The 23,293-nt window shown below is 30.7% G+C and carries 19 protein-coding genes and 2 riboswitches; of the genes, 9 read left to right on the top strand and 10 right to left on the bottom strand.

Going from position 1 to position 23,293, the window contains the following annotated elements; genetic code table 11:
* Nucleotides 1-109: 109 nt before the first annotated feature.
* Nucleotides 110-475: a DUF1573 domain-containing protein gene (locus tag B3792_RS01350; protein WP_038334454.1), complete on the top strand. Its 366-nt coding sequence runs from the start codon at nt 110-112 to the stop codon at nt 473-475.
* Between the two features lie 74 nt (nt 476-549).
* Here the strand turns inward: B3792_RS01350 and B3792_RS01345 are convergent, their stop codons facing one another.
* Nucleotides 550-1,206, bottom strand: a complete 657-nt coding sequence (locus B3792_RS01345) for a metal-dependent transcriptional regulator (RefSeq protein WP_286496173.1) — start codon at nt 1,204-1,206, stop codon at nt 550-552.
* A gap of 106 nt (nt 1,207-1,312) precedes the next feature.
* Here B3792_RS01345 and B3792_RS01340 point away from each other — a divergent pair, with 106 nt between their 5' ends.
* Both B3792_RS01340 and B3792_RS01335 read left to right on the top strand, forming a co-directional pair.
* Complete coding sequence (locus tag B3792_RS01340; protein ID WP_221856803.1) at nt 1,313-3,367, top strand: TonB-dependent receptor plug domain-containing protein; 2,055 nt, start codon at nt 1,313-1,315, stop codon at nt 3,365-3,367.
* Nucleotides 3,367-3,813 carry a thioredoxin fold domain-containing protein gene (locus B3792_RS01335; RefSeq protein ID WP_125350313.1) on the top strand — a complete coding sequence of 149 codons (447 nt, stop codon included), beginning with the start codon at nt 3,367-3,369 and terminating at the stop codon, nt 3,811-3,813. Before B3792_RS01340 ends, B3792_RS01335 begins: the two co-directional genes overlap by 1 nt.
* Nucleotides 3,814-3,869: 56 nt before the next feature.
* Here the strand turns inward: B3792_RS01335 and B3792_RS01330 are convergent, their stop codons facing one another.
* Nucleotides 3,870-5,051, bottom strand: a complete 1,182-nt coding sequence (locus B3792_RS01330) for a homoserine dehydrogenase (protein WP_221856801.1) — start codon at nt 5,049-5,051, stop codon at nt 3,870-3,872.
* A 124-nt stretch (nt 5,052-5,175) separates the two neighbouring features.
* Nucleotides 5,176-5,274: riboswitch (SAM riboswitch) on the bottom strand.
* Between the two features lie 445 nt (nt 5,275-5,719).
* Nucleotides 5,720-5,818: riboswitch (SAM riboswitch) on the top strand.
* A 45-nt stretch (nt 5,819-5,863) separates the two neighbouring features.
* Here B3792_RS01330 and B3792_RS01325 point away from each other — a divergent pair.
* From B3792_RS01325 to B3792_RS01310, 4 genes are all read left to right on the top strand, one after another.
* A complete protein-coding gene (locus tag B3792_RS01325; RefSeq protein ID WP_291068656.1) occupies nt 5,864-6,862 on the top strand; it encodes a homocysteine S-methyltransferase family protein in 999 nt (332 codons plus the stop codon).
* Nucleotides 6,850-9,513 (top strand): methionine synthase, encoded by a 2,664-nt coding sequence (gene metH / locus B3792_RS01320; RefSeq protein ID WP_291068654.1) that lies wholly within the window; start codon nt 6,850-6,852, stop codon nt 9,511-9,513. The genes B3792_RS01325 and metH overlap by 13 nt, the downstream gene beginning before the upstream one ends.
* A 274-nt stretch (nt 9,514-9,787) precedes the next feature.
* Nucleotides 9,788-10,744 carry a methylenetetrahydrofolate reductase [NAD(P)H] gene (gene metF, locus B3792_RS01315; protein WP_125350316.1) on the top strand — a complete coding sequence of 319 codons (957 nt, stop codon included), beginning with the start codon at nt 9,788-9,790 and terminating at the stop codon, nt 10,742-10,744.
* 456 nt (nt 10,745-11,200) lie between these two features.
* Nucleotides 11,201-11,815 carry an alpha-ketoglutarate-dependent dioxygenase AlkB family protein gene (locus B3792_RS01310; RefSeq protein WP_219035071.1) on the top strand — a complete coding sequence of 205 codons (615 nt, stop codon included), beginning with the start codon at nt 11,201-11,203 and terminating at the stop codon, nt 11,813-11,815.
* On the opposite strand, the gene B3792_RS01305 is transcribed toward B3792_RS01310, so the two are convergent.
* Both B3792_RS01305 and B3792_RS01300 read right to left on the bottom strand, forming a co-directional pair.
* Nucleotides 11,816-12,352 (bottom strand): hypothetical protein, encoded by a 537-nt coding sequence (locus B3792_RS01305; protein WP_219035070.1) that lies wholly within the window; start codon nt 12,350-12,352, stop codon nt 11,816-11,818.
* A 103-nt stretch (nt 12,353-12,455) separates the two neighbouring features.
* Entirely contained in the window at nt 12,456-13,202 is a 747-nt protein-coding gene (locus B3792_RS01300; protein WP_280037621.1) for a M15 family metallopeptidase, read from the bottom strand.
* Between the two features lie 69 nt (nt 13,203-13,271).
* Between B3792_RS01300 and B3792_RS01295 the strand changes: the two genes are divergently transcribed.
* Nucleotides 13,272-14,546, top strand: a complete 1,275-nt coding sequence (locus B3792_RS01295) for a hemolysin family protein (protein WP_291068652.1) — start codon at nt 13,272-13,274, stop codon at nt 14,544-14,546.
* A gap of 297 nt (nt 14,547-14,843) precedes the next feature.
* Here the strand turns inward: B3792_RS01295 and B3792_RS01290 are convergent, their stop codons facing one another.
* From B3792_RS01290 to B3792_RS01265, 6 genes are all read right to left on the bottom strand, one after another.
* Nucleotides 14,844-16,283 (bottom strand): MFS transporter, encoded by a 1,440-nt coding sequence (locus B3792_RS01290; RefSeq protein ID WP_125350321.1) that lies wholly within the window; start codon nt 16,281-16,283, stop codon nt 14,844-14,846.
* Between the two features lie 297 nt (nt 16,284-16,580).
* Nucleotides 16,581-17,408, bottom strand: a complete 828-nt coding sequence (locus B3792_RS01285) for a 5'-nucleotidase, lipoprotein e(P4) family (protein WP_125350322.1) — start codon at nt 17,406-17,408, stop codon at nt 16,581-16,583.
* Between the two features lie 56 nt (nt 17,409-17,464).
* Complete coding sequence (locus tag B3792_RS01280) at nt 17,465-18,016, bottom strand: hypothetical protein (protein ID WP_219035068.1); 552 nt, start codon at nt 18,014-18,016, stop codon at nt 17,465-17,467.
* A gap of 58 nt (nt 18,017-18,074) precedes the next feature.
* Entirely contained in the window at nt 18,075-18,281 is a 207-nt protein-coding gene (locus B3792_RS01275) for a hypothetical protein (protein ID WP_125350324.1), read from the bottom strand.
* Between the two features lie 237 nt (nt 18,282-18,518).
* Nucleotides 18,519-19,094, bottom strand: coding sequence for an acyl-CoA thioesterase (locus tag B3792_RS01270; protein WP_376741545.1), 576 nt, complete (start codon nt 19,092-19,094; stop codon nt 18,519-18,521).
* Nucleotides 19,091-20,593, bottom strand: coding sequence for a GH3 family domain-containing protein (locus B3792_RS01265; RefSeq protein WP_125350326.1), 1,503 nt, complete (start codon nt 20,591-20,593; stop codon nt 19,091-19,093). The genes B3792_RS01270 and B3792_RS01265 overlap by 4 nt, the downstream gene beginning before the upstream one ends.
* Nucleotides 20,594-20,942: 349 nt before the next feature.
* On the opposite strand from B3792_RS01265, the gene B3792_RS01260 reads away from it, so the two are divergent.
* Nucleotides 20,943-23,273 (top strand): tetratricopeptide repeat protein, encoded by a 2,331-nt coding sequence (locus B3792_RS01260; protein ID WP_291049244.1) that lies wholly within the window; start codon nt 20,943-20,945, stop codon nt 23,271-23,273.
* Nucleotides 23,274-23,293 lie beyond the last annotated feature (20 nt).

Raw genomic sequence — 23,293 nt, 5'->3', positions numbered from 1 at the left:
ATTTAAAATGCACAACGGGTATATATTAATTATTTTAGTACTAAAATACAAAAAAAGGTAGACTTTTTGTATTATTTATTTTAACTTTGGTTACAAATTAATTATCGTCATGAAAAAATTAATGTTTTTAGGTGCTTTTGCTTTAGGCGTTACAAGTTTATTTGCTCAAACACTTAGTTTAGAAAAAGAAGAAATTCAATTTGGAAATATAAAGTTGAATACCGAAGTAACAGCTAAGATGAAAGTAACCAACTCAGGTGATAAACCTTTAATTCTTAAAAGCGTTGTTGGTTCTTGTGGATGTACAGTTCCTGAATATCCTACAACACCTATCGAACCAGGAAAATCTGCGGATATTACCGTTAAATATTCAAGTGGTTCTGTGACTGGAGATTTCAATAAATCTGTAACAATCACATCTAACGATCCAGTTTCTTCTCGAAAAATTTTCAGAATAAAAGGAAAAGCGGAATAATTGTAAAGCAAGTTAAATAACTTGCTTTTTTAAGTTAAATAACTTGCTTTTTTCTTTTTATAAATTAAAAACCATTATCTACCTAATAATCTTGAAGTCACATGATTACTAAATATTTCAATTTCATTTGATTTTAGGAACTTAACCTTCATTGTTCCATCAAAATCTTCAACAGAAATGATTTCAATTTCATCATTCAAATGAATATTTTTTGAATTCAAATACTTCAAAAATTCATCAGAAGAACCAATAACAGCGCATATTTCTACTTTATCACCTTCTTTAAATTCGGCCAATTTTTTGTAATTGATAATTTCTATTTTTCCATTTTTATCTGGAATTGGAGAACCATGCGGATCTAATTTAGGAAAATTCAATAATTCGTCCATTTTATCGAAAAAAATTGGACTTTGAATATGTTCTATTTGCTCAGCAATTTCATGAACTTGTTCCCAACCAAATCCCATTTTATCTACCAAAAACATCTCTGTTAATCGGTGTTTTCTTACAATCAAAGAAGCTTTCAGAATTCCTTTATCAGATAACCGAAGTGGTTTATACGATTCATAAATCACCAATTCTTTTTCAGCTAATTTTTTCATCATACTGTTTACAGTAGGCATTTTTATTTCCAAATGCTTACTCAAATCCTTCACATTCACTTCTCCTTTCCCATTTTCAGAAAGATGAAATAATGCTTTTAGGTAATTTTCTTCGACCAATGAATTCATGGAAACAAATATAGTTGAAAATTAAGTAAAATTTAAAAATTCATTTTTAATAATATTTTTGTTAGATTTGTCTAACTTTTTAATTTGATTATAAATTTTACTTAACATGAAAACAACATTTTATTTATTCATCACCTTAACCTCCATTCTATCAAATGCTCAGGAACAAAAAGATTCTATTTATATGGAAGATTCTTCAGAAAATTTAGATGAGATTGTAATTACAGGAACAATGAAAGCTGTAAGAAAATCTGATAGTCCAGTTCCAATTGAAATCTATACACCAAAGTTTTTTCAAAAAAATCCAACACCTTCATTATTTGACGCTGTACAATTAATAAATGGTGTTCAACCACAACTAAACTGTAATGTTTGTAACACAGGTGATATTCATATTAACGGAATGGAAGGTCCATATACCATGATTTTAATTGACGGAATGCCAATTGTTTCTTCTTTATCTACTGTTTATGGTTTGAGCGGAATTCCGAACTCTTTGGTAGAACGAATAGAAGTTGTAAAAGGACCAGCATCTTCCCTTTATGGAACAGAAGCCATGGGTGGTATAATTAATGTAATTACGAAATCTCCTAAATCTGCTCCAAAATTATCTTTGGATGCTTTTACAACTTCTTGGTTGGAAACCAATCTTGATGGTGGATACAAATACAATTTAGGAGAAAAGGTAAATAGTTTATTTGGTTTTAATTACTTTAAATATGGTAATAAGAAAGATAAAAATAACGACGGTTTTACGGATGTAACGTTACAAGATCGCATCACGTTATTCAATAAATTTGATTTTGAACGTCAAAAAAATAGAACAGCATCAGTAGCTTTACGTTATTTATACGAAGATAGATGGGGAGGTCAAATGAATTGGAAAAGAAAACTACACAGAGGAAGTGACGAAGTTTATGCCGAAAGTATTATGACAAATCGTTTTGAAGCGATAGGAATGTATCAATTACCTATAAAAGAAAAAATAATGACTCAATTTTCTTATAATTTTCATCAACAGAATTCATTTTATGGTCCAGAATCTTATCAAGGAAAACAACAAGTTATTTTTGCTCAAGCTTATTGGGATAAGATAATTGGACAACATAGCTTACTTTTAGGATCTTCATTTAAATATACTTATTATGATGATAACACAAGAGGTACTGGAGAATATGATGAGGATAATAATCTAATCAAGAATAACCCAATGAATACACAGATTCCTGGTATTTTTGTACAAGACGAATGGACATTAAATTCTGAAAACAAATTATTACTTGGTTATCGATTTGATTATGATAAAACACATAAAGGAATACATTCTCCAAGAATTGCATACAAATTTTCACCTTCATCTCATCATACTTTAAGAGCAAGTTTTGGTACGGGATTTCGTGTTGTGAATGTCTTCACAGAAGATCATCGTGCATTAACTGGAGCTAGACAAGTAGTTTTTAAAAATGAATTAAAACCTGAAAAATCATATAATGGAAATATTAATTATGTATTCAAACTACCAACTTCTTTCACCGCTTTAAACTTTGATTTTACAACATTCTATTCTTATTTCACAAACAAAATTATTGCTGATACAGATACTGACGAAACAAAGATTATCTATGACAATTTAGATGGACACGCAATATCTCAAGGAGTTTCTTTAAACATAGATGCAACATTTGACTTTCCTCTAAAAATAATGCTTGGCGCAACCTATATGGATGTATACAAAAAAGAAGATGGAGAAAAAGAAGTTCAATATCATGCACCAAAATGGTCTGGAAATTTCTTAGCAAGTTATACATTCAAAAAAGGTTTTACTGTTGATTTAACCGCCAATTATAATGACAAAATGAAATTACCTCAAGTAGAAAATGATTATCGACCAGAATATTCAAAACCAACTGTTATTGCAAATATTCAATTAAGTAAATCATTTAAGAATAATATTGAAATCTATGGTGGAATCAAAAATATTTTTAATGTTTTACCAAAAGGCGATGTTATTGCTCGTTGGTGGGACCCATTCGGAGAACCTGGAAATGGCGTTACTCCTCCTAAAGGAAGAAACGATGTTATTTTTGAACCAAATGATTACAGCTATACACCTATGCAGGGAACAAGAGGTTTTATAGGTGTTCGATACAATTTACGTTAATGAAAATCTGGTACTTCATATTCATTTTATCATCATTGAATCTCCAAGCACAGATTTCATTAGAAAAATTTAATTCAATTTCTAATGAAAATCCTAAACCAATTCTACTTTATTTTTCGACAAATTGGTGTAGTTACTGTATGATTCAAAAGAAACAATTAAAAAAGGATAAAGAATTACTTCAAATTCTAAATAATGACATTTATTTTATTGAATTTGAAGCAGAAACAAATGAATCTATTATCTTTTTAAACAAAAAATATGAACCTAAATCGAATAAAAAAACTCACCTATTTTTAGAAGAATTCATTGATAAAAATGAACAAATTAGTTATCCATATTGGGTTTTAATCTCAAAAGATTATAAAATTGAAATGACTTATACTGGATTAATTAAAAATAAACCCCTAAAACTTTTATTGGAAAAGTATTTACAAAAACCTTAATTTTTAGATTTACAAAAAAGCCTCAATTAATATTGAGGCTTTTTAATCACAAAAATTTACTCAAACGCAATTATCGAAAGTTTTGGATTTTCAATAGTCTCTTTTTGTTTGAGCTTTTCTATATCAATCACACCAACAATATGATTGTAATTTTTACTCTGATAACGTTCTTCTATTTCATCAAAAATATTTGAAACATCATCTGCTTGATTCTCAAAACCGATATAAATTCGCTTCTTTCCTGTTTGATTAAAAACTCCTTCTTCTTTGTTTTCATATTTTCGAATCGAATATTGATAATCATATTTCAACGCAGAAATATCACTCAAAACAGCCGAAGAAGTTGGGAAACGCCCTGCTCCTTTTCCATATAAAAATTGCTCATCTGAAAGCGAACTTCCAATCAAAACTCCATTATATTCGTTATTCACAAGCGCAATTGTTTTATTTAATTCAACAAAAGTTGGCAAAACTGTTGATGTAATTTCACCCGTTTGATGATTAATTTTAGAATTAGCAATCAACTTTATTGTATAATTTTTTTCTTTTGCGTATTTAAAATCTTCAACTTTCAATGAAGTAATTCCTTTTCGAATAACTTGATCAACATCAATCTTTTTACCGAAAGCATGCAACGTAATAATTGCTAATTTACTCGACGCATCAAAACCTTCTACATCAGCCGTTGGATCAGCTTCTGCAAAACCACTTTCTTGCGCTGCTTTTAAGGCATCTTGATACGACTCATTTTCATTCGCCATTTTCGTCAAAATGTAATTTGTTGTCCCATTTACAATTCCAGATACATAATTCAATAAATCGTTATCAAAATATTCTTCTAGATTTCTAATAATCGGAACTGACCCGCAAACAGAGGCTTCATAAAGAAAAGAAACATTGTTTTGTGCTTGCAAATCCAATAATTCTTTGTGATGATCTGCAATCAATTTTTTATTTGCACTTACCACATGTTTACCTTTATTGAACGCTTTTATAATGATATCATGTGCCGCATCAGCATCCGAAATTAACTCAACAACAACATTTATTTCATCGTCATTTAAAATATCATCCGCATTAGTCGAAAATAATTCAGACGGAGCATTTCTAGATTTAGAATTATCTTTAATTACAATTTTTTTAATTGCAGCATTCAATTGTGGTTTTTCTTCCAATACCTTGTAAATTCCTTCTCCTACAACTCCAAATCCGAACAATCCGATATTTATTTTTTTCATTTATTTGTTTTGTTTTTAATTATTTACCAAAGAAAAGTGAAGAAAAAAAATGGTTCAATCGCATAAAAACAATTGAACCATTTTGAATAAAGAATATTATTGAAGATTGGTTTACAGTAGTTTTTATTCATCTTTCCTATAAGGATGGATTTAGCACCTTGATTCATTAATCAGGTTGCTAAAGTTTCTTTGGGCCATTTCCCTCCACTTTTCTTGATAAAATGTAAATTTTAATGAACTATTTCTGAGGACAAATTTAGGCGAAAGAATTCTATATATCCAAATTAATTTCATTTCTTTAATTTAATATTTTCCGTAATTATAGATAAAAATACACAAATAATGAATTTTATTCTATAAATATTTATAGACAAAAATAATTTTCTAAAAAATACAATTAAAAGAAAAAACAAATCTTAATAATTTTTAATAAAACCCTATTTTTATTAAAAATATTCTAAAAACTACAATTTTCAATAACTAATTAAAATATTATTTCTTTAAAATAGTAATTTTAAAGAAATATTTTCTAAAATAAATTTCAAAAATGACCTATTAGAGATTTTGAACTATTTCAAACAAAAATTATTTCTATGAACCAAATTCTAAACTCGTTTTTTTTATTCTTGATTTTTTTATTCTCAATACTTTAAATAATTTTGCACATAGCTTTATAAAGAAAGATGGAGGGAATAGGCCCGTTGAAATCTTAGCAACCCAAAGTATAGTTGGGTGCTAAATCCTACTCAAATAGAGAAAGATAAGGACACTCACCTCACACTTCTTCCCATAAGGCTTTTAAAATATTTAGAATGAAATTAGTTGATATACTAAAAGAGCGTATTGTTATTTTAGATGGTGCGATGGGAACAATGATCCAAAAGCTTAATTTACAAGAAGAAGATTATCGTGGAGAACGATTCAAGGATTTTCATACTTCTTTAAAAGGAAATAACGATTTATTGGTTTTAACGCAACCGCAAATTATCAAAAATATTCACCGAGAATATTTGGCTGCTGGCGCGGATTTGATCGAAACAAATACGTTCAATGCCAATATTATTTCTATGGTTGATTATGATATGGTTGATTTGGTTGATGAATTAAACTACGAAGCCGTTCGTTTAGCGAAAGAAGCTTGTGAAGAGTTTTCTACGCCAGATAAGCCTCGTTTTGTTGTTGGTTCTTTAGGCCCTACAAACAAGACAGCCTCTATTTCGCCACAAGTAAATGATCCGAGTTATCGCGATGTGGATTTTGATTTATTGGCAAATGTTTATTATCGTCAAGCAAAAACAATGTTAGAAGCTGGTGCCGATATTTTACTTGTCGAAACTATTTTTGATACGTTGAATGCAAAAGCAGCATTTTATGGAATTCAAGATGCAATAGAAAAAACAGGAATTAATGTTCCATTAATGGCTTCTGGTACAATTACAGATAAATCTGGACGCACCCTTTCTGGGCAAACAACCGAAGCTTTCTTGATTTCATTAGAACATATTGATTTAATTTCAGTTGGATTAAATTGTGCTTTAGGTGCAACAGATTTGATTCCATATTTGGAAGTTTTAGCCGAAAAAGCGCCATTTTATGTGAGCGCATATCCAAATGCCGGTTTACCAAATGCTTTCGGAGGATATGATGAAACTCCTGAAATGATGCGAGATTTTATCAAACCCTTCTTGGATAAAAAATTGGTAAATATTTTAGGCGGATGTTGTGGAACTACACCTGACCATATCAAATTGATGGCAGATTTAGCAAAAGAATACGAACCTCGAAAAATTAATGTAGAATGTCAAGCGTAAAAATTCAACTTTCTGGATTAGAACCTTTAATTGTACGTGAAAATTCAAACTTTGTAAATGTTGGTGAACGTACAAATGTAACTGGTTCTAAAAAATTCTTGCGATTAATCAAAGAAGAAAAATTTGAAGAAGCACTTCAAGTTGCACGTGATCAAGTAGATGGCGGCGCGCAAATTATCGACATCAATATGGATGAAGGTATGCTTGATGGTGTGGCTTCTATGGTAAAATATTTACGTTTGATTGCTTCTGAACCTGATATTTCGAAAGTGCCAATTATGATTGATTCTTCGAAATGGGAAATTATCGAAGCTGGTCTGAAAAATGTTCAAGGTAAAGCAATTGTGAACTCAATTTCTTTGAAAGAAGGAGAAGAATTATTTATTGAACATGCCAAAAAAATTAAGCGTTTTGGTGCTGCAACAGTGGTTATGGCGTTTGATGAAAAAGGTCAAGCAGATAATTATGAACGTCGAATCGAAATTGTAAAACGTTCGTATGATATTTTGGTGAATGAAGTAAATTTCAATCCAAGAGATATCATTTTTGATGTGAATATTTTCCCAGTTGCAACAGGAATGGACGAGCATCGACGAAATGCAATCGATTTTTTTGATGCAACAAAATGGATCAAAGAAAATCTTCCGCATGCATTAGTTTCTGGTGGAGTTTCGAATGTTTCGTTTTCATTCCGTGGAAATAATGCGGTTCGCGAAGCGATGCATACAGCGTTTTTGTATCATGCCATCAAACATGGAATGGATATGGGAATCGTCAATCCAGAAATGATTGAGATTTATGATGATATTCCAAAAGATTTATTAGAACACGTTGAAGATGTATTATTGGATCGACGTGATGATGCAACAGAGCGTTTGATTGATTTTGCCGAACATCTAAAAGGTGTTACAAAAGAGAAAAAGAAAGATGATGCTTGGCGCGAATTACCTTTGGAAAAACGAATTGAAATTTCTTTAGTAAAAGGAATTACAGAATTTATTGATGAAGATACTGCCGAAGCTTTAGAAAAAATCGGTTCTCCTTTACGCGTTATTGAAGGTCCTTTGATGGATGGAATGAATGTCGTTGGAGATCTTTTTGGAAGCGGAAAAATGTTCTTACCTCAGGTGGTGAAATCAGCGCGTGTAATGAAAAAGTCGGTTGCTTATCTAACCCCTTTTTTAGAGGAAGAAAAACTTAGAAATAAAACAGATAAAGAGCCTTCAAAAATCTTAATGGCCACTGTAAAAGGAGATGTTCACGATATTGGAAAAAATATTGTTTCTGTCGTTTTAAGCTGTAATGGTTTCGAAATTATAGATTTAGGTGTAATGGTTTCTTCTGAAACAATTTTAGATGAAGCGCAAAAAAATAATGTCGATGTGATTGGTCTTTCAGGATTGATTACGCCTTCGTTGGATGAAATGGTGCATGTTGCCAAAGAAATGAAACGTCTTAATCTTGATATTCCACTGATGATTGGTGGCGCAACAACTTCTAAGGCACATACAGCTGTAAAAATTGCACCAGAATATGACAAAGCAATTCATGTTTTAGATGCTTCTCGTTCGGTTACGATTTGTCAAAAATTGATTGGAAATCAACAGGAGGAATTGCTAACAGAAACTACTACTGATTACATAAAAATTAGAGAAGGTTTCTTAAATCGTGCTGTATCAAAGGAATACTTATCGATTGAAGATGCTCGAAAAAATAAACTAAAAGTTGATTTTGAAGAAAATAAACCTTTTAAACCAAATAAATTAGGTGTTTTTACACATCAAACAACAGTTTCTGAATTAAGAGATTTTATCGATTGGACGCCATTTTTCAAAACATGGGATTTACATGGTAAATTTCCTGCGATTTTAGATGATGAAATTGTCGGAACAAATGCCAAAGAATTATATGTAGATGCTTTGTCAATGTTAAATAAAATTGAAGCTGAAAATTTAGCTAAACCGAAAGCTGTTTTTGGACTTTTTAAAGCGAATACAGTAAACGATGATACGATTGAATTGTTTGATGAAAATAATAATAAAATAGAGGAGTTTTATACACTTCGTCAACAAGCGAAAAAATCGAAAAAACAACCAAATATTTCGATTGCTGATTTTATTGCGCCGAAAGATTCAGCAATTCAAGATTATATCGGTGCATTTGCTGTCACAGCTGGTCATGAAATTGAAGAAGTTGCTAATGCTTACGAAACAAATTTAGATGATTACAATTCGATTATGGTGAAAGCAATTGCCGATCGTCTAGCTGAAGCTTATGCAGAATATTTGCACAAATATGTTCGTACAGAAGTTTGGGGTTATGCGAAAGATGAAACTTTATCAAATGACGAATTAATTTCAGAAAAATATAAAGGAATTCGCCCTGCTCCTGGTTATCCTGCATGTCCTGACCATTTAGAAAAAGAAACAATTTTCAAAATTTTGGATGTAGAGAAAAATGCAGGGATTGAGTTAACAAGTTCGTTGGCGATGTATCCAGTTTCATCTGTTTCGGGTTATTATTTTGGAAATCCAGAAGCAAAATATTTCGGAGTTGGTAAAATAAAATTGGATCAGGTTGAAGATTTTGCGAAACGTAAAAATATAGAACTTGATAAAGCTGAACGTTGGTTGAGTCCTAATTTGGCGTAAAAGCGTTAAGTAAAAATAAAATTTATCATTCAAAATGAGCATTTCGAAATAAAGAATCTCAGATTCCTCGACAAGCTCGGAATGACAACGAACGTAGAACAAAATAAAAAAATGCGTTAGGGATTGTAGTGAAAATCCTTTTTTGTTGATTGGACGAAGTCGAAATTAACAAAAAAGATTGTAACGAAAAGCCCGCCCGAAGGAAACGCCCATATAAAAGAAAATATATAATCGAAATTCGAGATTCGAACTTCGCTAAACGATAAAATAAAGAATGAAAGTTACCGAACATATAGAACGCGCAAACGGAAAACCATTATTTTCTGTAGAGATTTTACCGCCTTTGAAAGGACAAGATGTCAATGCGACGTTCAAAACTTTAGACCCGTTAGTTGAGTTAAATCCAGCTTTTATCGATGTAACTTATCATCGTCAAGAGTATATTTACAAACAGAAAGAAAATGGGTTATTGAAACGTTATCAGGTACGAAAACGTCCTGGTACAGTTGCAATTTGTGCTGCAATACAGAATCATTATAAGATAGACGCAATTCCGCATTTGATTTGTGGTGGATTTACAAAAGAAGATACAGAAGATGCGTTAATCGATTTGAATTTCTTGGGAATTGACAATCTTTTGGTTTTACGTGGAGATCCTATAAAATCGGAAAAATCTTTTGTTCCTGAAGTTGGTGGACATGCAAATGCTTCGGAATTGATTGAGCAAATTACTGCTTTGAATACAGGAAATTATCTAGACGACGAACTACAAGAATCGCATGCAATGGATTTTTGTATTGGTGTAGCGGGTTATCCTGAGAAGCATTTCGAATCACCAAATCTTGCAATGGATTTGTATTATTTGAAAAAGAAAGTGGAATTGGGAGCTGATTATATCGTGACGCAAATGTTTTTTGATAATCAGAAATATTTTGATTTCGTTAAAAAATGTCGCGAAATGGATATTAATATTCCGATTATTCCGGGTATAAAACCTTTGACAACTTTCAATCAACTAACGTCGATTCCACAAAATTTCTATTTGGACTTACCAGAAGCTTTGGCAATGGAAGTTTTGAAGTCGAAAGATAAGGAACGAATCAAGGAAATCGGAATTGAATGGTGTATTCAACAATGTAAAGAGTTGATCGATTTTGGTGTTCCTGGATTACATTTTTATACAATGAGTAATTCTATAAATACAAAAAGAATCGCTGAGGCAGTTTATTAAAATAACAATAGTTGGTTGTTTATCTTTTCACAAATAAACAACCAAAATTATTAATTAAATTAATACGTAAAAATTAATCCATAGAAAAATTGTTTTTCCCCCTTATAGTCTTATAACTCATCATTACAGCGATAAGCGAAATAATTGTAACCGAGAAACTGATGTTCAAGATAAAATCCGCATGATCTACATTTAACATTTTTAAAAAGACAGAAACAAGAAGTAAAATACTACTTACAAGGAAGAACTTAATTGTGTTCTTAAAAATCAATTTATTCATATTGTGTTAAATTTTGGTTAAATAAAAATAAATAAAAAATTATATAATCCAATTTTTTTTTGACTTATTCAATATTAAATTTTAAATAACAAACGTTAGTAAAACTTTATTTATCTGCACATTACATTAACTGAATTAAATCTAAATTCCTTATTTTTGATCATATAAAACTATAAATGGATCTTTTTAACGATTTATTTGACGGACAACAAAATCTACTTCCAAAAGATGGAACTGTAAATTATTTTGGACAAATTATGACCGATGAAAAAGCGCATCATTATTATTCTATATTATTAAATGAAATTGAATGGAAAAACGATCAAGCAATAATATTTGGAAAATTGATAGAAACTAAACGAAAAATTGCTTGGTATGGAGATTTTCCATTTGCTTATACCTATTCCAAAATCATGAAAACAGCTTTGCCTTGGACTGATACTTTACTTGAATTAAAAAAATTAGCTGAGGAAAAAACTGGCGAAACTTATAATTCTTGTTTGGTAAATTTATATCACGATGGTTCCGAAGGGATGGCTTGGCATAGTGATGGTGAAAAACAATTGAAACGTCATGGCGCAATTGCCTCGCTAAGTTTCGGCGCTGAACGTAAATTTGGTTTTAAACATAAAGAAACTAAAGAAGTAATTGCTTTAAATCTTGCAAGTGGTAGTTTATTAGTTATGAAAAATGAAACACAAGATTATTGGCTGCATCGCTTACCTCCTACTAAAAAAGTAAATTCGCCACGAATTAATCTAACATTCAGAACAATAGATTTGGAGCAATAATTATTTTTGCTTGGAGATTTCAGCTTTATAAAAAGTCAAACTTTGTTGATTAAATTTATTCAGAAATGCATCATTAAAATCATTCAAAGAAATAACATCCAAATCAATTTTAGTTTTTAGCGTTGGTAAAGCAATCACTTTATTTGATGATTTATCCAAACTATTCCATTTCGCAATAAACTCTTTTGTAGCTGTAATAAAAGTTGATTCGCCATTTTCTTTCGAATAATCATCCGAAACTATTGAACGTTTTATGGCAGATAATTCAATCTTTTTTGTCTGACGATTGTATCGAAAATAAGATGTAAACAAAACATCTCCTATTTTATTGATAATCTTGAAACCTTTCTTTGTTTCCTCAATCTTCGTATTACGATCCAATTCATTAAAAGCTAAACTACTCTGCTTTTTATATTCAGTATCAGAAAGTAAAAACTCTATTTTATTCGTTTCAAAATTAATTGAAACCTTGTCAAACTTTCCATCGCCATCCAAATCTTTCACAATCGATTGTTTGGCAAAAGTTAGTAAACTCATGCTCAAAAATAACGATATGAAAAATGTTAATCTCATCAGAAAGTATAATCTCTTAAATTTTATTTAAAGATACCACAAAAAAAGCTCCAAAAAGGAGCTTTAACTATTTAATAACAGGATTTATATCCAAAATATTTTCTTTTCGATATTTTTCGATAAAATCATCTGTAAAATTTTCGCTTCCTAACAATTTATTTTCTTGTAAAACCTTTTTAATATCAAGCTTTTTATAAGCTTGTAACATCGGTTCAGAAATCGCTTTATACGTAAAATGCCACGGTTCATATTTGAATCCTTTTCTCGCTGAATTATCCGTGTACACCAAATAAAAACCATATTTAGATGCATTTTCATCTAACCAAAGTTTAAATTTATGCATTGATCCTCCTTCGTTAAAATGTTTCTCATTCAACGGATCTGCTGGTATTCCGCGCGTTCCGTCTATAATATCCAAATCAGTTCCCCAATGGTGACGAGAAGTTCCTGGAATGGTAGAATATTCAATAATCTTTTCGATGTTTTCTTTCGCTGCAATTTTCTTCGCTTGATTTGCTTTATACTTGCGCTCCCAAATTCCGTTTTGATACGTATAATTTCTATAGCTCGAAATCACTTGTATTTTAAAACCTGCTTTTTGTGCATCAGCTTTCATTAATTCAAATTGTTTTGCAACTTCTGGCAACAATTTATACCCATTTCCAACCATCGTAGGGTTGCCTTTACCAATCAATTCAGCCGTTGTAAAAGTAGGTAAAATAGTATCTGTTTCTTCTGGAGTTTGATCGCTGTTACCGAAAGCACAACCAGCATTTAGCATAAAAGCAAGTAAAATTAAATAAGAAAATTTCATAATATTAAATTGAGACATTATGGTAAGTATTAGATTTTGGTTTATTTTTATCAAAATTAAAGAATAAAAGTGGAGATTGTTATAATAATCGTATTGATTTTATTGAACGGAATTTTTTCCATGTCAGAAATGGCACTTGTTTCGTCAAGAAAATTCAAATTAGAAAATCAAATGAAGAAAGGAAGTTCTGGTGCTAAAACGGCTTTAGAACTTGCTGAGAATCCGAACAAATTTTTATCAACCGTACAAATCGGAATTACCCTTATTGGTATCTTATTAGGGGTTTTCTCGGGTGATAAACTAACTGCAAATTTAACAGAATTTTTAACATCTATTTCTTTCATTGCACCTTACGCCAAAACACTTTCTCCAATTATTATGGTAGTAATCATCACTTATTTTTCGATTGTATTTGGCGAATTATTACCAAAACGTTTGGGAATGAAATTTCCTGAAATGGTTTCTACTATTGTTTCGAAACCGATGAAATGGTTATCTATCATCACTTCTCCATTCGTTTGGTTGTTAACAGTTACCAATAATTTTTTCTTAAAATTGTTTGGTATTAAAGACGATAGCAGCGAAGTTGTTTCGGAAGAAGAAATTAAAAATATCATCAAAGAAAGTACAGAAGGTGGTGAAATTCAGGAAAAAGAACACGAAATCTTAGAACGTGTTTTCGAGCTTGGAGATCGTCGTGTGAACACGTTAGCAACGCATCGTTCGGAAATTGCTTCATTAGATATTTCGGATGATTATGAGAAAGCACGTGCAAAAGTTAAGAAAAATAAATATTCAGCCTACCCTGTTACGAAGAACAATAATCTGGACGAAATCGTTGGTATCTTGAAACTAAAAGATATGTTTGGTGTAAGTAAGGAAGATTTTAGCCTGAAAAAATTTATACACAAACCTATTTTTGTCAATGAAAATTCGTTTAGTTATCCTTTGTTGGAAATGTTACAGAATTCACAAGCACATTTTGCCATTATTTTAGACGAATATGGTACGACGGCTGGAATTGTAACAATAAACGATATTTTGGACGAATTGGTTGGTGATACACCAGAGAACCAAGACGAAGATTACGAAATCGTAGAACGTGAAGATGGTACATGGTTGATCGATGGGCAATTTTCGATCTATGAATTCGAGAAGTTTTTTGAGATTGATATCGACGAAGACATCGAAAATAGATATGTTACCGTTGCTGGAATTTTCTTAGATAAATACAAAACCATTCCAAATGTTGGTGATAAGGTAGAAGTAGAAGATTTGACACTAGAAATTGTAGACAAAGACGGTAATCGTATTGATAAAATATTGGCATATCGTAAGAAATAAAAAACTCAACCAAATGGTTGAGTTTTTTATTAACTCACTAATTTATTTTTTGAGCAGTAATATAATTTTCTCCATTAGCACTAATCCCTAGACCAGTAAATAGATTTATAGCGATGCTGTCTGGGTAGTGGTATTTGAATTATTCTAATTAGAATATTTTCTAGAACCTTGTCAAAATGTTGTAATTTGTTGTTTCTCTTGTCCCTTCACCTATTATATTAATTCAATAACTGAAAAGGCTGTTTTATAATAAATTATAAAACAGCCTTTTATTAAATTACTAAATATTAAATCTTCCTAATGTCCTCCTTCAGATTTAACTTCACCAAGATTTATTCCTTGTTTTTTAAGAATTTTAGGCGTTGCAATTGCATAAAATACAAGATACACAAAACATAAAATACAAACAATATAACTAGAATGAACAGTTGATAAATCTGCAATATACCCTTGGAATATACTTACTAATCCTCCTCCCATAATCATCATAATTAAGAAGTTACTTCCTTGCGAAGTGTTTTTTCCTAAACCATTAATTGCTAATGCAAAAATACAAGGCCATAATGTACTACAGAACAAACCAACACTTGTAATAGAATAAATAGAGACTAAACCAGTTGTATTCATTCCGATTAATAATGCTACAATTCCAATAATTGAGAAAGTTAATAACATTTTAGCAGGGTTTCCATTTGTCCATAAAGAAGCTAAAATCATTATTAAAATAATTACACTATATAGATAAAATGGTTTCAAATCATGCCCTGCAATGTAATTAACTAATAAGAAAATCCCAAAAGCTAAATAAGGTGCTATAAATTTAAGAGCCAATGTTTTTGTCTTATCTAAACCAAATGCTTCTGCTGCACCACCCCAACGACCAATCATCATACTTGCCCAATATAACGAAACATATGGTGTTACTCCTTGTATATCGAACCCTAATTCATTGTGCATATATGCTGGTAAATTACTTACAGTAGAAACTTCTACACCTACATATAAGAAGATCGCAAGCATTCCTAATAATAATTGAGGATATTTTAAGGCTGATGATTTATCATTTTTTGAAGTTGCAATCGCACTATCCTCTTCTTGTTCTGGATGATTTGGTAAAGACGAAAATTTCAAGAAAATAGCAACAGCTAAAAAAGCAACACCCAAACACAAATATGGAATTTTAACTGCTTCTATACTCAAAGTTGTTTCTCCTTCTCCTCCTGCACCAAAAATTGCATAAGCAACAATTAAAGGTCCAATTGTAGTTCCTAAGTTATTAATACCTCCAGCTAATGTTAAACGTTGAGATCCAGTACTTGCATCTCCTAAAGCAATTGCAAGCGGATTAGCAACAGTTTGTTGCAACGAAAAACCTAGACCTACAGTAAACAAACCTGTTAACATTAAAGGAAATGATCCTGTATTGGCTGCTGGAATAAAAAAAAGCGTTCCAATAGCTGATAAAAGAAGTCCAAAAGATAATGAATTCTTATACCCAAATTTATTGATTAAATCTTGTTTAGCTAATAATGAAACGCCCATATAAATTAAAGCTCCAACCGTATAAGCGATATAATAAGCTACTGCGACTAATTGACTTTCGGCTTGGGATAAATCAAATGATTTTTTAAAAACTGGAATTAAAATTTCATTACTTGCCGCTACGAATCCCCAAAAGAAGAATACTGTAACCAGTGGGATAAATTGACCCCAATTAGTTTTTTGTGATTGACTCATGTGTTTTGATATAATTTTTTTTTAAATATTGGTTGATGATTGCCTAAACAACCAGCTTATAAATATAGGTTATTTATAGTTTAATTTACAAATAGGTGAATGCTTAAATATTATACAGCACAAAGAAAAAAACTATATATTCAATAAATAAATATTATTTTTTTACAGATCAAATAATAATTAATAGATTATTTTTAACAAAAACATGTTAAATGTATTTAAAATTTAATTTCTCACTTTTTTATAAATCAAAAAAAAACTGTCCGATTAAGACAGTTTTCATTGTGTATTTATTCTTTATTTCACAGGAGTTTCTCTCGCAGCTTCGTATATAATCGAATCTCTTTGCTCTTGCGTCAAGTCATATTTGTAATCAAATATTGCAGATTCCCAATCTCCATATCCAACATTCGGCAATACAATAAATCGTTTTCCAAATTCAGATTTTAAAGTTTCTACAGCTGCCGCTCTTTCTTTTTCAGATTTATGATTATCAAATAAAGAAGAAAAATCTGTTAAACTATCTCCTAACAATAAAACAATGTCATAATCTTTCGAAATATTTTGACGACGTGCTTCTTTGCTACTTTCTTTACTTCTCAAAATCAAATTCTGAGCACTTTGAATTGGATAATTGTATTTTTCTAAATTTGCCAAAGTTCCAGGACGCTCTACTTCGTATCGATTTGTAACGTAAAAAATCTGAACACCTTTACTCGCTGCATACTGAAAAAACTCTTGAGAACCAGCCAAAGGAGTTGCAATTCCTTTCGACGTCCAATTTGCCCAAGTTTCTTGCGACCACGTTTTTCCTTGACGCGCCATTTCTACTGCATAGTACGAATTATCCAAAAAAGTTTCGTCAATATCCGTTACAATCGCTAAAGGTTTTGCGCCTTTTGTCGCAATTGCTTCATCCAATCTCATTTTAGCAACATTATAAGCTTGCTGGCTTAAGGCTTGATATTCAGCAGCACGTTGTTGAAAAAATGCAGCATAAATTTTACCATCAACTTGTAAACTTTTTTGCTGAACTGGTTGTTGTTCAGTAACTATTTTTGGTGTTTGACAAGCTGTTAATCCAAAAAGCATCAAGCTTCCAAGCATCAATTGTATATGTTTCATATCTCTAAATTCTGAAATGCAAAATTAAGCCTTACAATTCAAATCAAAAAATCAGATTACTGAATGTATTTAATCGATTCGAAAGTTGTTTGATGAAAATAGTTTTTGAACTGATGATGTTCTCCATTAATTTCTATATCAATTTCCAGATAATCGTTTTGATTAAAATGAATTAAATCTGTTTCGAAAAAATAAATATTTCGGATAACGTGAGAATCAGGTAAAATGGTATTTTTCAATAAAATATCATTTGTCCCCATTGCCAATTCTCCATAAAATGTAACATCAGCTTTGATTTTTTTTTGAGAAAAATTTGAATAAAAATCAGCTTCAACGATATTTATACGAACTGTTTTTTCGGTATTATTTTGAATAGAAATTAAGAATTCTAATGTATTTTTTTTCTTTGTTACCGAATCTATTTTTACTTGAAATTCTGAAATTTGTTGATTAGAATCATCAATCAAATCATCATTTTTTTCAATTTTTAAAAACGATATTTTTGGTTCTTCTTCTTTCGGAAGTGGTTTTTCAATTGGAACTGTTTTTAATTTTTTGTAAATAACAAACAGCACTAACAATACAAGTAAAATGAATAAATATTTCATTTTACAAATTTAGAAATTAAATCGTTTTTCTGATTTCGAAAAAATGATTTGTTTCGTTTTAGACAATTTTTTTTCTGAAACGAAAAGCACAAAAAGCTAAAACAAATACACTTCCTGCTACAGCAAAACTAATAGGATTTGAAGATTTAGAGCTATTTTCAGTAAAATTTGTTTGTATTAATTGACTATTTAAACCAGAAGATTGAGCAAATGAAATAGTTGTACTTGCAATGAATAGTAATAAAAATTTGAAGAGAGTTTTCATAATAATGAATTAAATAAAAAGTTTGGTTTTGATATTAAGAATCGATAAAACAAATACAATGCCTAATTTTCTTAAAATTAAATAATTTGCAATTTAGTAATGCCACTCAAATTCAATAATCAATTTTTTGGAGCATAACAATTAGGAGATAAAATATAAACTATTTATCAAAACCCTATAAACAAAATAACTCAATTCATTTTCAGAATTGAGTTATTTATTAATGATGTAAAAACTTTAATCTAGTTCTATTTTCACGAAATGATTGTCCAATAAATGATCAATTAAATCTTGCGATTTATAATCAATCGGATCTTTTATTTGTTCTTTTGCTTTTGTATGTTCTTCAATTCGATGCAAAGCTTTATAAAAGCGTCGAACTTCGTTCAGATTCTTCAAAATTAATTTTGGAGCTTCTGCTTTTTCACCATTTTCTTCTTTGCATATCATCGTAAAATAAGACGAATTACAATGTTTAATTTCACTTGTTTGGATATTTTGACTTTCTACTCGAATTCCTACGACGATTGACGTTCTTCCGACATAGTTTACCGATGCTTTTAGCGTTAATAATTCTCCTACTTCTACTGGCGTTAAGAAATCTACTCTATCCACAGACGCCGTAACACAGTATTTTCCAGAATATTTGGAAGCACATGCGAATGCAATTTGATCGAGTAGAGAAAGAATGAATCCACCGTGTATTTTTCCACTAAAATTGGAATGTGACGGAAGCATTAATTGCGAAAAAGTTACCAATGAACTTTTTACCGTTTTGTAAATCATTTTATCTATTGTTGTGTGTGTGTTCAATTTGTAGTAATTAAGTTTAGACTGTAAAATTCATCTGCAATTTCGCGATTATTAGACAAACGAGGAACTTTATTTTGTCCACCTAATTTCCCTATCGATTTCATATAATGCTGAAAACCTTCTGTTTTAACTTCAGAAACGACAAGCGGACGCAAGATATTTCCCGTAATCAAATCATCATAATACGTATTTTGGCGACGCATTTGTGTATCTAATTCTTGATTAAAAATAGTTATATCTTGTGGTTTTTGATCAAATTCTATTAACCATTCGTGATATGGCAAACCTTCTGCTGGATTAACTTGAGGCGCAACTGTAAACTCATTTACACTCGCTGGATATTTTTCTAAAGTTTTTTGCAACGCCTGTTCCACTTCGTGACCAATTACATGCTCACCAAAAGCAGATGTATAATGTTTAATTCGACCAGAAACAACAATTCTATAAGGTTTTATCGAAGTAAAACGAACTGTGTCACCAATATTATATCCCCACAAACCTGCGTTTGTATTGAGAATTAGAACATAATCTTTTCCTACTTCAACATCTTTCAATGAAATTCGGGTTGGATTTTCATCAAAAAACTCTTCAACTGGAACAAATTCATAAAAAATTCCATTATTCAATAAAAGTAATAAATCATCATTTTTTTGAGAATCTTGATACGCAATAAACCCTTCTGAAGCTGGATATGTCTGAATACAATCTATTTTTCGACCAATTAGTTGATTCACTTTATCGCGATAAGGTTCATAATTTACACCTCCTGTTACCATTAGTTGTAAATTCTTAAAAATCGACTGAACGTTTTCTTTTTCAGAAACTTTAATCAATCGTTCAAAATACATAATCAACCAAGGCGGAATCCCAGAAATCAGCGTCATATCAGCTTTCACCGTTTCATCCACTACCCTATCCACTTTTGTTTCCCAATCTTCAATCACATTTGTTTCATAAGATGGTAAACGATTTTTTTGCAAATAATTTGGAACAAAATGTGCGCTAATTCCAGAAAGTCGACCTACTTTCAATCCATTTTTCTCTTCAAGAATTGGACTTCCTTGTAAGAAAATCATTTTTCCGTCAACAAAATTAGAATTCTTTGTTTCATTAATATAAAACAATAAAGCATTTCGAGCAGAATTTATATGAGATGGAACAGATTCTTTTGTAAGCGGAATATATTTGGCTCCAGAAGTAGTTCCTGAAGTTTTAGCTAAATAAAGAGGTTTTCCAGGCCACAGAATATCAGGTTTCCCTTCAATTACTTCATCAAAATAATGTTTCAAACCTTCATAATCATTGATTGGAATTTGCGATTTGAAATCTTCATAATTTTTGATTGATTCAAAATGATGATCAACTCCAAACTTTGTATTTTTTGCAGCAATAATCAATTCATTTAGAATTTTGTCTTGTGTTTCTAGCGGATTATTTATCCACTTTTGTTCTTTGTTGACAATGTATTTTGCAAAAATTTTCGCTAAAAAAGCTTTCATGCTGTTCCTTTAAAACATTATTATTGGTCGAATTTAAACGAATATTCTAAATAATTTAACAACAATTGCAATGATTTTTCTTAGTCAAATCACTAATTACATTAAAGCTAAAACGTTAGCTATCATTTTATAATCATCCCGTAAAAAGTCGCTTCTCTATTATTTCTATTCCACATAAAATTATCTTATTTTTTCGAAGGATACAAGATTTTTTCTAATCGAACGTTTTATTGTAGATTTGTTTTTATTCGCTATCATGAAAAAGATTGTACTGAGTATCTTCGCCGCAAGTTTTTTAATCGGCTGTTCTACGCAAAAAAATAGTTTCAAAAACCGACAATATCACAAGATGACATCGTGGTTTAATGGAGTATTCAATGCTGAGGATGAGTTAGAAAAAAAGAACACAGAACTACAAACAAATTATGTAGAAAATTACTCGAAGATTTTACCTGTTGGAATAGAATATTTTTCTGTTTCGGACTCTGCTAATTTAGGTGAATTTAATACGCCCAATTTTGGTATTGGAAGTGGAAATCGAAATAATCAAGATAAAGTAGAAAAACCTGTTGGATTTGCTGCTGTAGAGGCAAAAGCTTCGAAAGCAATCGAAAAACATTCGATGTTAATTAAAGGAAAAGAAAATAATCCTTTGATGGGTCGCGCTTATTTATTGATTGGAAAATCATTATTTTATCAAAAAAAATACTTTGAAGCGCTTGATGCTTTAAACTATGTTGTCAAAAATTTCAAAGATTCTAAATACGCGCAAGAAGCGCATGTTTACAAAACTGTTGCCGAAATAAAAGGTGGAAATTACTTTGATGGAATCGAAACTTTACAAAAACTTTACGAAAACGATCCGTATAAAAGTAAAGAATTAAAAACAATGATTGCGCGTACCTATGCTCAATTTTTAATTGATCAAAAAAAGTACGAAGAAGCACTTGATCCATTGCAAAAAGCCGAATATTTTTCTACAAATAAAGATGAACGAGTTCGAATATTTTATACGTTAGGACAAGTTTTTTCTAAATTAGGAAAACAACAAGAAGCTGGTGAAGCTTTCACGCAAGTTTATAAAATGAAGCCTGGATTTGATATGGAAATCAAATCGCAGTTGGCGATTGCAGCTAATTTTGATCCAAAAATTAATAATTACGGAAATTACAAGCAAAACTTGTTGGACATCTCGAATAAAGGAATTTATGCATCGAAGAAAAACGAGTTATATTACGGAATTTCTGAAATGGCTTTTCGAGCTGACAAAATGGATGATGCTGTAGAATATGCAAAATTGAGTTTGAAGGAACCAATGTCTGATCCTTATATTCGTGGGCGCGCTTTCGAAAATTATGGTGATATAAAGTTCAAGCAAAACGATTATGTTTACGCATCGGCTTATTATGATTCGGCACAAACAAGTTATAATTTGCCAGAAGATCAAACGCGTATTCAGAAACGAAATGATGTTTTGAAAAAATTGATGGAAAAACATTATTTAGTTCAGAAAAATGATTCAATTCTAAAACTTGCTGCACTTCCAAAAGAAGATCAATCAAAATTCTTCACAGATTATATTGAAAAATTAAAGAAAAAAGAAGAAAAGCAAGCTATAGAAGAGCAAAAAGAAATGGAAACTTTTCAGTTAGAGAATAAAACAGCAAGTTTTACGACGAGTTTCAATAATGCTGATAAAGGAAAATTCTATTTCTATAATCAAAATTTAAAATCGACTGGACAGCAAGAATTCCAACGTATTTGGGGAGGAATTTCGTTGAAAGATAATTGGAGAAATTCGAATGCGATAAGTACTGTAATTGAGGACAAACAGAATGAATTGACAGGGCAAATTGCTGCTGGCGATCCAAGACGTTTTGAACTTGATTATTATTTAGATCAAATTCCAACTTCTCAAAAAGCATTGAATGAGTTGAAAGTTGTGAGAGATACAACGCAATTGTCTTTAGGTACTGGATATTTTGATATTTTCAATAACTCAGAATTAGCTGGAAAAGAGTTGAAAGCCTTGGTTGCTTCGCCTCCAAAATCGGAAGATGTGTTATTAAAAGCGACTTATCAATTGTATCGTATTTATAAAAATCGTGATCAAAAATTAGAAGATGAATACAAAAATATCATTCTAACAAAATATCCAAATACGATTTATGCAGGTTATATTCTTAATCCAGAAGTTGAATACATCACTGCTGAAACAAAAGAAGCTTTAGAAGCCTACAAAGTTGCATACACGTTGTATCAAGATAAAAAATATGATGACGTAAAGAAAAAAGTACAAGAAGCAATTGTGAAATTTCCGACAGAAATTATCGTTGCTAAATTTGCTTTATTAAATGCTTATGCAATCAAACAAACTGGAAAAGATAGCGATTTTGAGCAAGCTTTAGAAATTGTAGTTACCGCTTATGACGGAACTGAAGAAGCTAAGCAAGCAAAACGTTTGTTGGATAAATTGCGTAACACCAACCGAAAAACTACTGAAAATCAAAAGATTGAAGAAAACCAACCACAAATTAATGCTGTAGATAGATCACCTACACAAATCATTGAAAAAGAAATAAATCAACCGAAGAATAACAATGATGATAAAAATGTTCTTAAAAAAACTGTAAAAGAATCAAATACAGTTAGTCTTGAAGGAGGGGATACGAATTATTAAAATATAAATTAAATTAACAC

Source organism: Empedobacter sp. UBA5924 (genome assembly GCF_002431085.1).
Classification (GTDB): Bacteria; Bacteroidota; Bacteroidia; order Flavobacteriales; family Weeksellaceae; genus Empedobacter; species Empedobacter falsenii_B.
This window is presented reverse-complemented; position numbering and strand designations above follow the sequence as displayed.

Excerpts from the sequence above, each read along its gene's own strand:
- B3792_RS01305 (WP_219035070.1), bottom strand. The coding sequence starts at position 12,352 with ATGAGTTTACTAACTTTTGCCAAACAATCGATTGTGAAAGATTTGGAT.
- B3792_RS01260 (WP_291049244.1), top strand. The coding sequence starts at position 20,943 with ATGACATCGTGGTTTAATGGAGTATTCAATGCTGAGGATGAGTTAGAA.
- B3792_RS01300 (WP_280037621.1), bottom strand. The coding sequence starts at position 13,202 with ATGAAATTTTCTTATTTAATTTTACTTGCTTTTATGCTAAATGCTGGT.
- metH (WP_291068654.1), top strand. The coding sequence starts at position 6,850 with ATGTCAAGCGTAAAAATTCAACTTTCTGGATTAGAACCTTTAATTGTA.
- B3792_RS01285 (WP_125350322.1), bottom strand. The coding sequence starts at position 17,408 with ATGAAACATATACAATTGATGCTTGGAAGCTTGATGCTTTTTGGATTA.
- B3792_RS01345 (WP_286496173.1), bottom strand. The coding sequence starts at position 1,206 with ATGAATTCATTGGTCGAAGAAAATTACCTAAAAGCATTATTTCATCTT.
- B3792_RS01290 (WP_125350321.1), bottom strand. The coding sequence starts at position 16,283 with ATGAGTCAATCACAAAAAACTAATTGGGGTCAATTTATCCCACTGGTT.
- B3792_RS01265 (WP_125350326.1), bottom strand. The coding sequence starts at position 20,593 with ATGAAAGCTTTTTTAGCGAAAATTTTTGCAAAATACATTGTCAACAAA.
- B3792_RS01325 (WP_291068656.1), top strand. The coding sequence starts at position 5,864 with ATGAAATTAGTTGATATACTAAAAGAGCGTATTGTTATTTTAGATGGT.
- B3792_RS01280 (WP_219035068.1), bottom strand. The coding sequence starts at position 18,016 with ATGAAATATTTATTCATTTTACTTGTATTGTTAGTGCTGTTTGTTATT.
- B3792_RS01275 (WP_125350324.1), bottom strand. The coding sequence starts at position 18,281 with ATGAAAACTCTCTTCAAATTTTTATTACTATTCATTGCAAGTACAACT.
- B3792_RS01330 (WP_221856801.1), bottom strand. The coding sequence starts at position 5,051 with ATGAAAAAAATAAATATCGGATTGTTCGGATTTGGAGTTGTAGGAGAA.
- metF (WP_125350316.1), top strand. The coding sequence starts at position 9,788 with ATGAAAGTTACCGAACATATAGAACGCGCAAACGGAAAACCATTATTT.
- B3792_RS01310 (WP_219035071.1), top strand. The coding sequence starts at position 11,201 with ATGGATCTTTTTAACGATTTATTTGACGGACAACAAAATCTACTTCCA.
- B3792_RS01335 (WP_125350313.1), top strand. The coding sequence starts at position 3,367 with ATGAAAATCTGGTACTTCATATTCATTTTATCATCATTGAATCTCCAA.
- B3792_RS01350 (WP_038334454.1), top strand. The coding sequence starts at position 110 with ATGAAAAAATTAATGTTTTTAGGTGCTTTTGCTTTAGGCGTTACAAGT.
- B3792_RS01340 (WP_221856803.1), top strand. The coding sequence starts at position 1,313 with ATGAAAACAACATTTTATTTATTCATCACCTTAACCTCCATTCTATCA.